The sequence below is a fragment of the Pseudomonas sp. CAM1A genome (assembly GCF_047501685.1).
Taxonomy (GTDB): domain Bacteria; phylum Pseudomonadota; class Gammaproteobacteria; order Pseudomonadales; family Pseudomonadaceae; genus Aquipseudomonas.
Genome location: NZ_JBFNXP010000009.1, coordinates 134,133 through 147,714, shown reverse-complemented (window position 1 = coordinate 147,714; position 13,582 = coordinate 134,133). Strand labels below are relative to the sequence as shown.

Sequence of the window (13,582 nt, the reverse complement as noted above, 5' to 3'; positions counted from 1 at the left end):
GCCCCAGCCCTCGAGCGCTGGTTCAATGCGCCGGATGCTGCTCCACACTGGCCGCCAGGCAGTAGCGATCGCGCCCCTGCCGCTTGGCCTGGTAGAGCGCCGCATCCGCCGCCGCCATCAGGTTTTCCGGGGTCACCGTCTCCAACGTCGGTGCACTCACCGCGATACCGGCGCTGGCCGTGACATGGCCGAACGGGCTGCCACCGTGCTCGATGGCCTGCCGGCGCAGCAACTGCAGGATCTCCTGCACGATCTGGCTGGCCCCCGCGGCATCGGTATCGGGCAGCAGCAAGGTGAACTCCTCGCCACCATAACGCACCGCCAGGTCGCCCGGGCGTTTGAGCGCCTGGCGCAGCAGTTCGCCGAAGCGGCGCAGGCACTGGTCGCCGGCCGGATGCCCGTAGCGGTCGTTGTAGGCCTTGAAGCAGTCCAGGTCGAGCATCACCAGAGCCAGGGCATAGCCCTGGCGCCGCGCCCGGCGGATCTCCGGTTCCAGCACCGCGTCCAGCCGCCTGCGATTTCCCAGCCCGGTCAGGCTGTCGGTCAGGGCCAGCGCCTTGAGGGTCTGGTGGGCCTGGTGCAACGCACGCTCGATGGCGATGCGCTCGCGCAACTGACGCAGGACGATCCAGCCGAAACCGGCCACGCCGATCAGCAACAGCACCAGCACGGCCAACGACTTGAGCATGTCGTGGCGCCACGGCGCGATGATCGACTCAAGCGACAACCCCGCCTCCACCACCAGCGGGTAGCTGCTCAGTGCGCGAAACCCGTACAGGCGCGGCGTGCCATCGACCACCGCCACCGCTTCGGCCACTCCTTCGCTGGCATGGGGCAGGTACTTGCGGAAGATGTCGCTGGCCGCCAGGCTCCGCCCGATCACCTGCTCGACGAATGGCCGGCGCACGAGGATGGTGCCGTCGCGCTTGGCCAGCACCAGGGCGCCACGCTCGTCGATCTTGAAGTCGCCGTAGTAGCGCACGAACCAGTCAACCTTGATGGTCCCCAGCAACACCCCGGCAAAGCTGCCATCGGCATTGTCCAGGCGCCGCGAGATGGGGATGATCAGGTCGCCCGTGGAGCGGCTGCGCACCACCGAGCCGATCCGCACCTGGCGGTCTGCGTGGGTCTGGTGGTAGATGAAATAGTCACGGTCGGCATTGTTGGCCCCCGCTGGCACGTCATCCTTGTCGGTGACGATCCAGCCGCCGTCCGGGCCATAGACGAACAGGCCATGCAGTTGCGGCATGATCTGCGCCTGCTGCTTGAGCAACTTGTGCAGGCGCGGGCGGTCGACATGGTCGAAACCATCGCCCTCCAGGCGCTCGGCCAGGGCCGCGGTGATCGCATCCACCTGGCGGATGGCATCCTCGGCATGCTGGGCGGTAGCCCGGGCCAGGTTGCTGACCGCGTGCTCGGCATTGGTAAACACTTGTCGGTAGTCGCGCCAGATCCGCCAGCCCTCGACCAGCACGAAAGCCAGCATCACCACCGCCATGAAACTGAGCATCAGGCGGAACAGCGACACGGCGCGGCCCTCGCCGGTCACCGGGAAGACGCCGTCCTCGGTCTGTTTCCTGACTGCGCGCATTGAAGTCCCTTGTCATCGACCCTTGGCCGCCAATGACTATAGTTCAGCGCCGCTTGCGTGTGCCGAGGCGGATCCACACCGGCGCATGGTCGCTGGCGTGCGCCTCGTTGCGCACCCAGGCGTCGACCCCGGCGTCCTTCAGGTAAGGTGCCAGGGCCGGGTTGAGCAGCAGGTGATCGATGCGCAGCCCGGCGTTGCGTGGCCAGTGGTTACGGAAATAGTCCCAGAAGGTGTACACCCGCTCGTGCGGGTACAGCTGCCGCAACGCATCGTTCCAGCCCTGCTCCAGCAGGCGCTGGTAGCAGGCGCGTGACTCGGGCTGCAGCAGCGCGTCCTTGAGCCACGATTTCGGGTTGTAGATGTCCTGGTCGGTGGGCACCACGTTGAAGTCTCCCGCCAGCAACACCGGATGATCGGCACCGCGCAGCGTGTCGGCATGGGCGATCAGGCGTTCGAACCAGCGCAGCTTGTAGGCGAACTTGGGGCCCGGCTGCGGGTTGCCGTTGGGCAGGTACAGGCAGGCCACCTGCACGCCATGCACCGCCGCCTCGATGTAACGGCTCTGGCTGTCGTCCTCCATGCCCGGCAAGCCGCGGCGCACCTCCAGGGGCTGGCTGCCGCGGGCGAGGATGGCGACTCCGTTCCATGACGCCTGGCCGAAGTGCAGGCAGCCGTAACCGGCCGCCCCGATGGCCTCACCGGGAAACTGCGCGTCGCTGGCCTTGAGCTCCTGCAGGCAGACGATGTCGGGCTGCTCACGCGCCAGCCAGGCCAGCAGGTTGTCGAGCCGGCTGCGGATGCCGTTGACATTGAACGTGGCGATCTTCAGCGCTTTCATGCGTCGGGATCGTCCACGCGGGCCTGCACCGCGTCCTCCAGTGCCCCCAGGTGGGCCTGGTCGGCCAGCTCCTTGAGCTTGAGCCAGTCGTCCCAGTCGATCGCGCCATCATCGCGCAGCGCCTCGGCCGTGCGCAGCAGTTCATGGTGATAGGCGTCGGGCGATTCGCGGCGATAGCTGGCATCGTCGTACTGGGCGTACCAGGCCTCGAGTTCGGGAATGCTGCGTTCGATGCTCATGGTCGGGCTCCTCTGCCACCTTTGAAGGTGTGAGCGCTGCCCGCCGCCATCGGTTCAAACCGCGCAGAAAAATTAAACCTTTGCCCGCCGCCGGCCCTCAACCGTACGCGACACTGACGTCGCGCCAACGGATAAGGAGTCACACATGAGCAATCTGTTCCTCAAGCGGGTCGGGTTTTCCATGGTGCTGGCCATGGCATCGCTACAGGCCATGGCCGCCTCGTCGGACGATTTCGTCGACGCCGCCACCGAGGCCGGCATCGCCGAAGTGGTGACCGGCAAGCTGGCGATGGACAAGAGCAAGGACCCGCAAATCAAGACCTTCGCCCAGCAGATGGTCACCGATCACACCCAGGCCAACCAGAAGCTCGGCGACATCGCCCGTACACTGGACATCAGCGTGCCGGATGAAGCGGCGCTGACCGACAAGGTCAAGAAGATGATCCTGGAGTGGCGCGACGAGTCGTTCGACCGTTCCTACGTCAACAACCAGGTCGAGGCCCACGAGAAAGCCGTGGAACTGTTCAAGAAAGAGGCCGCATCGTCCGACAAGGCCGAGCTCAAGGCCTTCGCCAGCGCAACCTTGCCCAAGCTCGAAGAGCACCTGAAGCATGCCAAGGAACTGCAGGCCAAGCACGGCCAGTAACCCGGCCCACTGACAAAGCGAGGCTCCCATGAGCAATGATGCACTGCGTTCGGAAGTCCTGACCCGTCTGTTGCACGCCCACCCGCAAGGCTTGGGCAAGGAAGTGCTGGACAACTACCGCGGCGAGAAAGCCGTGGCCGGCATGCTCAAGACCCTGCAGGAGCAAGGCTTGATCCACGACGGCAGCGTGAATGTCGAAGCCGGCCACACGCTCAGCGTCAACTACCCGATCAAGCTGTCGTCCGCCGGTGTCGAGGCCGCCAGACAAGCCGAAGGCTGATGCCGGTCTGCCCTGTGGCAATGGCTCGGCCAGCTGCCACGGGGCGCGCTAGCGCAGGTCTTCGATGATCGCCTCCATCAACGCCCGCACCCGCTGTGGCTGCACCCGTGTCGGCGGGTAGACGATCTGCAGGGCCACCTGCCCGGCGCTGAAGCCTTCCAGTACTTCGACCAGTCGGCCGTTGTCGAGGTCGTCGCGCACATCGCGCAGCGATTTCAGGCACAGCCCGTGCCCGTCCAGCGCCCAGCGGCGCACCTGCTCGCCGTTGTTGGCGACCCGCCGCCCGCGCACGCTCACCGGGTAGGCCATGCCGTCCAGGCGAAATGGCCAGACCCGTTCGGCGTGGATGCCGAACCGCATGACGATGCAATCGTGGCGGGCCAAATCGTCCGGGTGCAGGGGCGTGCCGTGGCGGCGCAGGTAGTCAGGCGCGGCGCACACCACCCGGCGATTGTCACCCAGGGGCCGTGCGCGCAGGGAACTGTCGGCCAAGGTGCCGTAGCGGATGGCGAAGTCGATGCCCTGTCCCACCAGATCGACGTAGCCATCGGTCAGGTCCAGGTCGATCGAGACTTGCGGATGCTCGGCCAGGAAGCGGTCGAGCAGCGGCACGATGCAGTGCTGGCCGAGGTCCACCGGCGCACTCAGGCGCACCAACCCGGAGATCTTCTGCTGGCCGTCTCTGAGCCGGCTTTCCAACTCGTCGGCCTCGGCCAGCAGGCGCCGTGCGCCCTCGGCGAGTTGCCGGCCAGCGTCGGTGAGGCTCAGCGACCGGGTGCTGCGGGTCAGCAGCGCCACCCCGTAGTGCGCCTCCAGCGCCGCCAGGCGCTCGGACACCGTGGCCGGTGACAACCCGCGCTCGCGGCCCGCCGCCGACAGGCTGCCTTTTTCGATGATGGTCAGGAACAACGCCAGGTGATCCAGCATGCTTTTCGATTTTTCCGAAATATGATTTTGGCTTTCGCCTGATTATTGGTGATTTCCTCGCTAATTACACTGCCCGGCATCGACACCGCACAGGAGCAAGCCGATGACCAGCAGAAGAGATTTCATGAAAGGCACCCTCGCCGGCGGCATCGCCGTCGCGGCGGGCGCAGTACTGGCGAAAGAGCCGGGCAGCAGCACCGCGGCGCCGCCCGAAAGCGCCGATGGCAAGGGGTTCTGGCCCAATGGCGCGCAGCTGGTGATTTCCGTGTCGTTGCAATTCGAGTCCGGTGGCCAGCCGGAACACGCCGAAAGCCCCTTCCCGCCGCTGGACCCACGGTACCCCGACACCATCGCCCCCAGCTGGTACCGCTATGGCCCGCTGGAAGGCGTGCCGCGCCTGCTCGCGCTGTTCGACCGCCATGGCATCAAGGTCACCTCGCACATGGTCGGCAAGGCTGTGCAAGCCTACCCGGAGCTCGCCGCCGAGGTGGTCCGCCGCGGCCACGAAGCCGCCGGGCACGGCCTGCACTGGGCGCCGCAGTACAGCCTGACGCCGGCAGAAGAGCGTCGCCAGTACGAGCAGGCCAGCGCCATCATCGAGCGCGTCACCGGCCAACGCCCGGTGGGTTTCAACGCCTTCTGGATGCGCCACTCCCGCGAGACCCTGAACATCCTCCAGGACCTCGGCTTTCTCTACCACATCGACGACCTGGCCCGCGACGAGCCCTCGATCACCCCGGTGCGCGGCAAGCCGTTCGCGGTGGTGCCCTACACCCTGCGCAACAACGACATCGGCCGCATCGCCGGGTCCACGGCGATGACCGGCGCCGCGCTGTTGCAGGAGCTCAAGGACGAGTTCGACGTGCTCTATGCCGAAGGCCGCCAACGGCGCCGGCTGATGTCGCTGTCGGCGCATGACCGCATCGGCGGCACCCCTACCGTGGTGCGCGCGCTGGATCAGTTCTTCGCCTATGCCCGCAGCCATGCCGGCGTGGCGTTCATGCGCAAGGACGAGATTGCCCGTTGGGCCCTGGCCCAGGCCGATACGCCGGTCAATCCGCCGCGTGTGTTCGACTGACCGCAAGGGGCGCTTTACGCCCTTTCGCCGGCCAGCCGGCTCCCACACCGACCGCGCATGCTCTGTACCTGTGGGAGCCGGCTAGCCGGCGATGAGGCCAGTCCTGACAACCCTGGATCAAGGCGAGTCCGGGTGTTCAGCGCCCAACCAACCCCGCCTGGCGCATGAATGCAAGGTTGTCCTCCAGATGCCAGTCCTCGGCGATCCGGCCCTCGGCGACACGGTAGATATCCATGGCGATGAAATCGATGGCCTGGCCCTGCCCTTGGTGCTCGCCCAGCTTGCCGCTGAAGTGCCCGGTGAAACGCAGCGCCGCGGTGACCCGGTCGCCGGCGACGATCATCTGCAGTACCTCGCAGCGCAGGTCCGGCACCGCTGCGCGGAATGCCCTGGAAGCGGTCAATGGCCCTTCCACGCCCTGTGGCCGTCCCGGTGGCAGGGTGTTGTCGCGAAAGTCGGCGGCCAGCGCGGCGCGGGCCATGGCCTCGTCGCCGGTGTTCCAGAAGGTGTCGTAGCGGCGGGCGGCGAGGATCTGCTGCTCCAGCTGGGCCTTGGGCAGGCTCTGGTCCACGACCAGGGTGGCCGGGGCCACCAGCTCGCCGGCATTGCCCGGATTGGCCGCCGCGCTCAACAGCAGCAGGGTGATCCAGCGGCCAGCACGCAGCGCCGAAGCCTTGGGTTCGGTGTTCATCTCAGTTTCCTTCAGTGCGTTCAACAGGAGGGTATGGCGCGGCCGCAAACCATGGACAAAAGCCTAACCAGTCCCGCCCAGGCGCTCAAGAAGGCACTTTTCACTCACCTGATTACCTTGGAGTAACCCATGGCCCATTACCGCGAATGCCCCGCCTACGACGTATTCGCCCCGAACTGCCCCGCCCGCCTGGTGCTCGACCGCCTCGCCGACAAATGGGTGCTGCTGCTCATCGACCGCCTCAGCGCCGGCGAGCGGGTGCGTTTCAACCAGCTGCGCCGGGATATCGCCGGCGTCTCGCAGAAGGTGCTGTCGCAAACCCTGAAGCGGCTCGAACGCGACGGCCTGGTGGAGCGCCAGGTGTATCCGACGGTACCGCCCACCGTCGACTACGCCCTCACCGAGCTGGGTGCGACCCTGGGCGGGACGGTGGAGCAGCTGGCGCAGTGGGCGGAGGCGAACATGCCGGCGATTGTTCAGGCGCGCCAGCTGTACGACCAATGCGGCGAATGATTCAGCCCTCTTTTTCGACATCCCTCGGTGGCTTCGCCGGCCCCTGGGGATCAACCTGCGGATCATCGACATCCGGCGAGTCCGGGTCGAAGCCGAGGTCGTCGGGCTCGGTGGCCTGCTCGGATGAGTGCGGGCCCTGCTTGGCCGGCGAATGGCGTGGATCTGACATGGTGATTTCTCCTGGTTGCATTACCTGGAGATGCCGCCACGGCTGCAAAGTTTGATTTGCCTTGAACGCCGACTGCAGGGGGCATCGGCGGACCACGTGCCCCCGTGGGTCGCTACTGCTGCTGATACTGGCTCAGGTACTTGTCCAGCACCGCCTTGTCCCCCGTCCCTTCCCCGGCCACCTGCCACAACCGCCGCTCGATGCCCTGGGCCAGCAGGTGGCCCACCGCGGCTTCGATGGCCGACAGCACGCACAACTGCGCCGGCTCGTTGGTGGTGTAGCCGACCTCGGCTTCGAGCAGCTTCTTGAACTCGATGAACTTGAACACCCCGGCGTTCTGCCCGACCGAGTAGATGGTCTTGCTGGTCATCACGTTGGCCAGCACCTGCCCGGTGCGTACGTCCACCGCCCGCAGGTTGACCGTGACCTGGTCGACCCGGTACTCGCGGGACAGGCCGATGCCCAGGTAGCGGGCGCCCTCGCCGCCGCTGCGCACGTTGGTGTCGTAGGCGATGATGCCGCCCTCGAGCATCAGGTTGGCGGCCTGCAACGGCGGCAGCTCGCCCTGGATGTTCTCGGCAACGTCAGGCTTCTTCTGCGAGGCGCGGATGATCTTGCGCTCGGTCAGCAGGTTCTGCAGGCCCTCGCGCTCCAGCACCACGAACCAGCCACTGGCGTTGAGCGCGTCCATCAGCATGCTCGCCGCCCCCTGGGTGACGCTGGTGGAGAACGAACTGGCCGGGGTCGGCTTGTACTGCCCGGTCTGGTCGCGGAAGCCGTACACCACCGCCATCAGCCGGCCGCGGGGCCGGGGCATGTTGACCAGGTCGTAGTAGGTCGAGGCCCGCGGCGTCAGCGTCGGGGTCTCGGCGTCTTGTTCGGCGGGCATCGGCTCGCGCAGGCCGCAGCCTTGCAGGCCAGCCAGCGCGGCGACGATCAGCAGTGTGCTCAGCAGGCGTTTCATGGCGTTCTCTCCCCAGTAAAAGACCCGTCCCTCTCAGGGGTTCAGGCCGCTGACCTCGATGATCGAAATTTCTCCGGTGGCCCGGTCGGTGACCTTGATGCTCAGCGCCCCGGAATCGTCGATCACGTCGATCAGGAAGGCGTCGGTGGACATGCTGCCGGTGTTGCCGTTGCTGATGTTGTCCAGCAACTGCCCGAGCAGGCGCGACTCGAGCTGGTTGCTGAAGCGCTCCAGGGCCGAGGTGCCGGCGAATGCCGAGCTGCGGTCCTTGAGGTCGGGGTCGTCGTAGTCGTTCTGCGCCTGGGCGTTGTTCAACAGCCAGGCGCCATTGATCGGGTTGCCGCCGAAGGACGGGTTGACCGGGGTGTACACCAGCTCGGTGGCCAGGGCCTGGCCACCGAGGCCGGCGGCCAGCAGGCAGGCGGCGATGCGTCGTGCAAGGTGGTTGCTCATAGCTCGTCCCTCTCCAGATCGGTTGTGTCCTGCAGCAGCCGTTGCAATTTGCGCTGGATGATCTGCTGGCGGACCAGGTCGGCGGCCGCGATGGCCTCGTCGTTGAGTTGCGTGGTGTTGGGCGGCAGGAAGCGCCGGTACAGCACCTCGCGTTCGTACTCCACCGTCACCAGGCTGCCCCAGCGGGCATCCGGGCGTTCGCGCACCACCAGGTTGAAATCCAGCCGGCTGGTGGCGCGCAGCCGGTCGCTGAAGGCGTGGTAGAAGTCGTGGCCGATGTGCGAGATGGTGTTGTCGACGATGAAGCCCATCATCTCGTCCTCGGCTCCGGCCTGTGCCTGGCCATGCAACAAGGCCAGGCACAGGCACACTCGAGCGGCCAGGCGTTTCATGGCGCCACTCCCGGACCTGCGTGCTGGCGGGCGCCGCCGGCGCTCTCGGCAAAGGCCTGCTCGGCGACGAACTGCCAGTCGCTGTAGTGCTCCAGCCCCTCGAAGGCGCTCCACTGGGCGTCGAAGCCGCTGCGCTTGAGCGGCGCGGCGTCGGAGCGGCTATACACCCCGGTGATGCGGCCATCGACCGCGCGCAGCAAGCCCCATTCCTCGCCGCCGCCGACAGGGTCGGGATAAAGCCTGCGCAGGTGGCGCTGCGGCGACGGGAAACGGTTGTCTTCCACCAGCTCACCGAGGTCCTGCGGGTACTGGGCCAGGCCCGGCGAGGCGCGGTAGTAGCTGCGCAGGGCCTGCGCGTACTGGCCGCCCACCCACAGCAGCTGGCGCTCGTGCTCGCGCTGCAGGCTGGTGGCCCACAGGGTGCCGGTGGCCGCCAGGGCCACGCTGCTGACGGCGATCAGCAGCAGCACACCCAGGTAGGTGAAGCCGGCTTCACCATTCGGCATAGAGGCTGCCATCGCGCGCCCTCCCGGTTGCTCCGCTCTTGATGTCGGCCACCGCGCCGGCCACGCCCTCGGGCGGCGGCACCAGCTGCCAGGCATCGCGCCGCTCGGTGATCGGATCGACCGGGGTGTTGCGCAGGTAGCGCTGCTCCACCAGTTGGTCGATCGAGTCGGGGTAGTGCCCGGTGTCGCCGTAGTAGTGATCCAGCGCCTCGCGCAGCACCGAGAGGCTCTGGCGCAGGGTGGCCTCGCGGGAGGCCTCCAGGCTGTTGAAGTAGCGCGGCATGGCGATGGTCATCAGGGTGGCAATGATCGCCATCACCACCAGCAGTTCGATGAGGGTGAAGCCTCTGCTCGCTTTCATCGCCGTCACCATTGCCCGTAGGGCACGTTGTTCAGGCCCTTGCCGCTGGCCTTGGAATACACGTCGAACACGTCCTCGCCTTCGCGTGGGCTGTCGGCCGCGCTGTCGTAGGCGCGCAGGCCCCAGCCACCCTGGTCGTCGTCCTTGGCGGCGCGCAGCGGGTCGTGGGGGATGCGCCGCAGGAAGTAGAACTTCGCACCCTTGGCGCTGCGCACATCGCGCACGCCGTCCACCAGCACCTGCAGGCTCGGCGGATAACCGCTGGCGTTCAGGCGCTTCTCGATGTAGCCGGCGTCGAAGGCGCGCTTGTAGGCGTCGATGGCGTCGCGGATCTGGTACAGCGCCTCGCGCAGCTGCTGCTCCTTGCCCCGGCGCACCACGGTCTCGGTCAGGGGCGCGGCCATGCTGGCGAGCAAGCCGAGCAGCGCCAGGGTCAGCACCACCTCGATCAGGCTGAAACCCTGCTGGCGGCGTGTCATGGCCGTGGCCTCGCGGCGGCAGGCACCACGGCCATCTGCCCCTCGACCAGCGGCGCCGCGGCCGGCTCGTCAACCGGAGCATCGGCCGGCAGCGCGCTGGCCGGCGCCGGTTGCGCCAGCTGGCGCACCTGCAGGGCCGATTCGGTGCCGGTGGCGAACTCCATGTCCGACGGGCTCTGGTACGGCAGGTTGCGCACGATGCGCGGGGTGATCGCCAGCACCAGTTCGGACTTGCTCATGTCGTCCTTGTTGCTACCAAACAGCCGGCCCAGGCCGGGAATGTCGCCCAGCCCCGGGATCTTGTTGCCGCTGGCGTTGTGATCGTTGCGCACCAGGCCGGCCAGCACCTGGGTCTCGCCATCGTGCAGGCGCAAGCTGGTCTGGGCGTTGCGGGTATCGACCTGGACCGGAATGGTGCCCTGGCGGGTGGCCTCCAGGGGCGTGGCGTTGCTCACTTCCAGGGCCACCTTGATCGCCACCTCGTTGTTCAGGTGCACGGTGGGCTGCACTTCGAGCTTGAGACCGACATCCAGGTAGGTGACGCTTTCGGTGATCACCGGGCCTTGGGTCGAGGGCACCGAGGTGGCGCTGATGATCGGCACCCGCTGGCCGATGTGGATGCGCGCCTGCTCGCGGTTGCTGACCCGGATCACGGGGCTTGCCAGGGTGTTGATGTCCTTGTCCTGGGCATTGATCTTGGCTTGCGGCGCCGGCGAGATGCTGATGCGGCTGGAATCGATGCCACGCAGCTGGTCGAGCACGCTGACCGACTTGCCGTCGCTGGTCAGCACGCCGAAGGTGTTGGGCCATTGCAGGCCGAGGTCGAGGATGCGCGAGGTGGCCACTTCCATCACCTCAACTTCCAGCACCACCTCGGGGTTGGACTGGTCCTGGGACTGCAGCAGCTTCTCGGCCATGCGCACGGCGTCGGGGGTGTCGCGCATGGTCAGGGTGTTGAGGCGCTCGTCGACGAATACGTCGCGGGTCTTGAGCATGGTCTTGACCATGTTCAACGCGGTGTTGGCGTCGATGCTGGTCAGGTAGAAGGTGCGCATGACCAGTTCCTGGTAGTCCTTGGTCTTCTGCGGCGAATCCGGGTAGAGCAGCAAGGTGTTGTCGTTGACGATCTTCTGGCGCAGCTGATTCTGCTCCAGCAGCAGGGCCACGGCGTCCTCGATGCGCACCTCACGCACGAAGATGGTGGCTTTCATGTCCGGGCGCAGGTCCTTGTCGAAGATGAAGTTGATCCCGGCGACCTGGGCCAGCACCTCGAAGATGGTCTTCAGGTCGGCATCGCGAAACTCCAGGGTGACCGGGCGCTCCAGCTTGCTGCGCAGTTGCGGGTACGGCGTGGCGGTACGGGCCTGGACGTTCTCGATGTCGCTGCGCAGCATCTGGCCCTTCTGGTTCTGCGGGTCGAGGCGCAGCACCTCGCGCATGTAGCGCTCGGCGCCGAACAGGTCGCCCTGGCGCAATGCAGCCTGGCCAAGGGCGACACGGTCGTCGAGGGTGCGGATCAGCTCCAGCTGGCGGATGCCCTCCTGGGCGCGGCGGTTGTTCGGCTCGAGGGACAGCACCCGGCCGTAGCCCATGCGCGCGCCGGCGAAGTCATGGCGCACGCGGTCGCTGTCGGCCTGGGTCAGCAGCGCCTCGACCGCGGCCTGGCGGCCGTGGGCCAGGGCGATGTTCAGCTCGGTGTCGCGCGGATCTTCGCGCAGGGCCTCCTCCAGGCGAGCGATACCGGCCTCGTACTGGCCTTCCTTGATCAGTTCCTGACTGTCCTTGCGCGCGGCGCTCGAGCCGCATCCGGCAATGGCCACGCACAGGGCCAGGAGCACGAACGGCGCAGGCTTGCACAACTTCGACGGTTTCATGGTGCGCTCCCGACAGACAGGGTCTGTGGCTGATGCAGTGGCAGGTAGACCAGGCTCAGCTCGGTGGCCGAGACGCGGTCCAGACGGTAGGTGTCGTCGATCACATCGCCCTGGCGCACGACGTAGAGCTTTTCGCCGCTCTGCAGGAAGATCTGCAGGTCGTCGCGCTCACCCATGCGACCGATGAAACGAAACGGCAGCGTCGGGGCGGTAGGTGCGGCGGGCTCCGGGATAGTGACCACGGGTTGCTCGGTGACGCTGGCCAGGGCCTGGGGTGGGGTCCATTGCTGGCTGGGGAACAGGTCGCGTGAAGGGCTTTTGCCTTCATCGCGGGGCAAGGCCGCTCCCACTGGGGCCGTGGGTGCTGCGTGGGAGCGGGCTTGCCCCGCGATCGGGCCAACCTCCTCTTCCTCCACGCCAAACCAATGCCCCGGCGCCCACGCCAGCGCCGCGCTCAACCCCAGGAACCCGGCCCACATCACCGCACGCTGAGTGTTCATCACGACCTCGACAGGTAAAGGGTCATGCGCACACGACCGGTCAGTTCCCGGTCACCGATCCGCTTGCGTTGCAGTTCCAGGTCTTCCAGTACCAGCGTCGGTAACTGGCCAAGCAGCGCCTTGAGGAAGCCACGGATCTGCGGGTAGCTGCCGCGCACCGGCAGGACGATCTGGTAGCGCGCCAGCTGGGTCTTCGGGTCCACGCCCAGGGCGTACTCGCCACGGGCCAGGCTGATGCGCTCGGCACTGGCCAGGTGGTACAGGCGCTCGATCAGCTCGCTGGCCTGGGGCTGGCCGGGCAGCTGCTGACGCAGGTCGTCCAGCGCCTGCTGCTCGGGCTTGGCCTGCACCTTGAGCTCGCCACGCGCCAGGCGCTGCACCTGGGCACTGGCATCGGCCTCGCTGGCACGCAGTTCGCGCACCGCCTGCCAGTGGGGCAGCACCCCGGCCAGGGCGACCGCCAGGGCCAGGCCGCCGACCAGCACCGCGGCCAGCCCTGCCCGGCCCAGGCGCCGCAGCGCTTCATGGACAATCAGGCTACGGGCGCGCATGGCCGGTCTCCCAGGTGGCGGTGAGGTTGAAGCGCACCGGATGCTCGACCTGCCCGGCCACCACCTCGTGGTTGAGCAGCGACACGTCCGACAGCTCGGCGCTGCGCTCCAGGCGCTGGTGGTACTGCAGCATGGCCTCGAGGTTGCGCGCCTCGGCACTGATGCGTACCTGGCCTTTGCGGGCATCGGGGGTCAGGCTGAGCAGTGCCACGTCTTCCTGCGGCATCACTTCGAGCATGGCGAACAGCTGCTGCCATGGCCGCTGCAACTGCTGCGAGACGCTGCGCATCTGCGCCAGGCGCTCGGTCTGCTCGCGGATCACCGCGTTGCTCTGCACCGCGGCGGTGGCCGGGCGCCGGCCGAGCTTGAGTTCGAGTTGGTGCACGCGGCCTTCCAGGTGCACCTGCTCGCTCACCAGTTGCTGCTGGGCCAGCACCAGCACGGCCAGCACGGCGCCGCCGAGGGCGAGCAACGACCAGGCCAGGGGGCTGCTGTGGCGGGGTTGGAATTCCAGGTCGAGGCGGCGCATG

Annotated in this window: 20 protein-coding genes; 4 read left to right on the top strand and 16 right to left on the bottom strand. The window is 67.2% G+C overall.

Features of this window, described 5'->3' with window-relative positions:
* Window positions 1-22: 22 nt before the first annotated feature.
* Genes ABZO33_RS20370 through ABZO33_RS20360 form a run of 3 tightly spaced genes read right to left on the bottom strand, consistent with a single transcriptional unit; the run spans window position 23 to window position 2,668 of the window.
* Window positions 23-1,591, bottom strand: a complete 1,569-nt coding sequence (locus ABZO33_RS20370) for a diguanylate cyclase (RefSeq protein WP_414537477.1) — start codon at window positions 1,589-1,591, stop codon at window positions 23-25.
* A 43-nt stretch (window positions 1,592-1,634) separates the two neighbouring features.
* Window positions 1,635-2,429 carry an exodeoxyribonuclease III gene (gene xth / locus ABZO33_RS20365; RefSeq protein WP_414537476.1) on the bottom strand — a complete coding sequence of 265 codons (795 nt, stop codon included), beginning with the start codon at window positions 2,427-2,429 and terminating at the stop codon, window positions 1,635-1,637.
* Window positions 2,426-2,668 carry a hypothetical protein gene (locus tag ABZO33_RS20360; protein ID WP_414537475.1) on the bottom strand — a complete coding sequence of 81 codons (243 nt, stop codon included), beginning with the start codon at window positions 2,666-2,668 and terminating at the stop codon, window positions 2,426-2,428. Before ABZO33_RS20360 ends, xth begins: the two co-directional genes overlap by 4 nt.
* A gap of 145 nt (window positions 2,669-2,813) precedes the next feature.
* Here ABZO33_RS20360 and ABZO33_RS20355 point away from each other — a divergent pair, with 145 nt between their 5' ends.
* Both ABZO33_RS20355 and ABZO33_RS20350 read left to right on the top strand, forming a co-directional pair.
* Window positions 2,814-3,314 (top strand): DUF4142 domain-containing protein, encoded by a 501-nt coding sequence (locus tag ABZO33_RS20355; RefSeq protein WP_414537474.1) that lies wholly within the window; start codon window positions 2,814-2,816, stop codon window positions 3,312-3,314.
* A 28-nt stretch (window positions 3,315-3,342) separates the two neighbouring features.
* Window positions 3,343-3,594 (top strand): hypothetical protein, encoded by a 252-nt coding sequence (locus tag ABZO33_RS20350; protein ID WP_367858516.1) that lies wholly within the window; start codon window positions 3,343-3,345, stop codon window positions 3,592-3,594.
* Between the two features lie 48 nt (window positions 3,595-3,642).
* Here ABZO33_RS20350 and ABZO33_RS20345 read toward each other — a convergent pair whose 3' ends face one another.
* A complete protein-coding gene (locus tag ABZO33_RS20345; protein WP_414537473.1) occupies window positions 3,643-4,521 on the bottom strand; it encodes a LysR family transcriptional regulator in 879 nt (292 codons plus the stop codon).
* 103 nt (window positions 4,522-4,624) lie between these two features.
* On the opposite strand from ABZO33_RS20345, the gene ABZO33_RS20340 reads away from it, so the two are divergent.
* Complete coding sequence (locus ABZO33_RS20340; protein ID WP_414537472.1) at window positions 4,625-5,599, top strand: polysaccharide deacetylase family protein; 975 nt, start codon at window positions 4,625-4,627, stop codon at window positions 5,597-5,599.
* 136 nt (window positions 5,600-5,735) lie between these two features.
* Here the strand turns inward: ABZO33_RS20340 and ABZO33_RS20335 are convergent, their stop codons facing one another.
* Entirely contained in the window at window positions 5,736-6,290 is a 555-nt protein-coding gene (locus ABZO33_RS20335) for an ester cyclase (RefSeq protein ID WP_414537471.1), read from the bottom strand.
* 129 nt (window positions 6,291-6,419) lie between these two features.
* Here ABZO33_RS20335 and ABZO33_RS20330 point away from each other — a divergent pair, with 129 nt between their 5' ends.
* Window positions 6,420-6,803: a winged helix-turn-helix transcriptional regulator gene (locus tag ABZO33_RS20330; protein WP_414537470.1), complete on the top strand. Its 384-nt coding sequence runs from the start codon at window positions 6,420-6,422 to the stop codon at window positions 6,801-6,803.
* 1 nt (window position 6,804) lies between these two features.
* Here the strand turns inward: ABZO33_RS20330 and ABZO33_RS20325 are convergent, their stop codons facing one another.
* The 11 genes from ABZO33_RS20325 to ABZO33_RS20275 form a co-directional block, all read right to left on the bottom strand.
* Complete coding sequence (locus tag ABZO33_RS20325; protein ID WP_177410828.1) at window positions 6,805-6,972, bottom strand: DUF6021 family protein; 168 nt, start codon at window positions 6,970-6,972, stop codon at window positions 6,805-6,807.
* Between the two features lie 112 nt (window positions 6,973-7,084).
* Window positions 7,085-7,936, bottom strand: a complete 852-nt coding sequence (locus ABZO33_RS20320; RefSeq protein ID WP_414537469.1) for a CsgG/HfaB family protein — start codon at window positions 7,934-7,936, stop codon at window positions 7,085-7,087.
* A 33-nt stretch (window positions 7,937-7,969) separates the two neighbouring features.
* Window positions 7,970-8,389, bottom strand: coding sequence for a curli assembly protein CsgF (locus tag ABZO33_RS20315; protein ID WP_414537468.1), 420 nt, complete (start codon window positions 8,387-8,389; stop codon window positions 7,970-7,972).
* Entirely contained in the window at window positions 8,386-8,781 is a 396-nt protein-coding gene (csgE, locus tag ABZO33_RS20310; protein WP_102685112.1) for a curli production assembly/transport protein CsgE, read from the bottom strand. Before csgE ends, ABZO33_RS20315 begins: the two co-directional genes overlap by 4 nt.
* Window positions 8,778-9,299: a type II secretion system protein gene (locus ABZO33_RS20305; RefSeq protein WP_414537467.1), complete on the bottom strand. Its 522-nt coding sequence runs from the start codon at window positions 9,297-9,299 to the stop codon at window positions 8,778-8,780. The genes csgE and ABZO33_RS20305 overlap by 4 nt, the downstream gene beginning before the upstream one ends.
* A complete protein-coding gene (locus tag ABZO33_RS20300) occupies window positions 9,274-9,648 on the bottom strand; it encodes a type II secretion system protein (protein WP_414537466.1) in 375 nt (124 codons plus the stop codon). The genes ABZO33_RS20305 and ABZO33_RS20300 overlap by 26 nt, the downstream gene beginning before the upstream one ends.
* Before the next feature lie 5 nt (window positions 9,649-9,653).
* The gene (locus tag ABZO33_RS20295) at window positions 9,654-10,127 is read right to left on the bottom strand and encodes a type II secretion system protein (protein ID WP_046855689.1); all 474 of its coding nucleotides are present in this window, start codon (window positions 10,125-10,127) and stop codon (window positions 9,654-9,656) included.
* Window positions 10,124-12,001: a secretin N-terminal domain-containing protein gene (locus ABZO33_RS20290; protein ID WP_414537465.1), complete on the bottom strand. Its 1,878-nt coding sequence runs from the start codon at window positions 11,999-12,001 to the stop codon at window positions 10,124-10,126. Before ABZO33_RS20290 ends, ABZO33_RS20295 begins: the two co-directional genes overlap by 4 nt.
* Window positions 11,998-12,501, bottom strand: a complete 504-nt coding sequence (locus tag ABZO33_RS20285; protein WP_414537464.1) for a hypothetical protein — start codon at window positions 12,499-12,501, stop codon at window positions 11,998-12,000. The genes ABZO33_RS20290 and ABZO33_RS20285 overlap by 4 nt, the downstream gene beginning before the upstream one ends.
* The gene (gene pilO / locus ABZO33_RS20280; protein ID WP_414537463.1) at window positions 12,501-13,052 is read right to left on the bottom strand and encodes a type 4a pilus biogenesis protein PilO; all 552 of its coding nucleotides are present in this window, start codon (window positions 13,050-13,052) and stop codon (window positions 12,501-12,503) included. The genes ABZO33_RS20285 and pilO overlap by 1 nt, the downstream gene beginning before the upstream one ends.
* Window positions 13,039-13,581: a pilus assembly protein gene (locus tag ABZO33_RS20275; protein ID WP_414537462.1), complete on the bottom strand. Its 543-nt coding sequence runs from the start codon at window positions 13,579-13,581 to the stop codon at window positions 13,039-13,041. The genes pilO and ABZO33_RS20275 overlap by 14 nt, the downstream gene beginning before the upstream one ends.
* Window position 13,582 lies beyond the last annotated feature (1 nt).